General features: G+C 65.4%; 1 protein-coding gene. It reads right to left on the bottom strand.

What is annotated here, in order from left to right:
- On the bottom strand, positions 1 to 233 hold a 233-nt coding region (locus QZH66_RS18515), incomplete at its 3' end, for an adenylate/guanylate cyclase domain-containing protein (protein ID WP_305807248.1).
- Positions 234 to 425 lie beyond the last annotated feature (192 nt).

The raw sequence follows: 425 nt of genomic DNA, 5'->3' as shown, positions 1-425 counted from the left end.
TGGCAGCGCTGCAGCTCGCCGGCCGCCGCAATGGCCTGCCCGGCATGGCCAAAGACGCCCAGCACGCCGTCGCCGAGCTTCTTGACGACGCGCCCCTCATGGCCCTGGACAACGTCGCCGATCCACTGCGTCAGCCGCGTTACCGCCTCGGCCGCGCGCTCGTTGCCCCAGGCTTCATACAACGACGTGCTCCCCGACAGGTCAGCAAACAGCACCGTTGCGTGGGCGCTCATGGGCGTAGGCTCACAAATAAATACATGTGACACAGTTTAGGGCAGAGCTCCACGAATCCGCCCAAGGGAATTTGAACTTTTGTAAATCAACCACTCAGCGCGCCCTGAGCCAGCGCAGCGCCCCCTGCCCGGCATGCACGCCGGTGGCCATGCTCGCCGTGAGCAGGTAGCCGCCGGTGGGCGCTTCCCAGT

The organism is Stenotrophomonas sp. YIM B06876 (assembly GCF_030711595.1).
GTDB lineage: Bacteria > Pseudomonadota > Gammaproteobacteria > Xanthomonadales > Xanthomonadaceae > Stenotrophomonas.
Note: the sequence above shows the minus strand (reverse complement) of the source record. Positions and strands in the feature narration are given on the sequence as shown.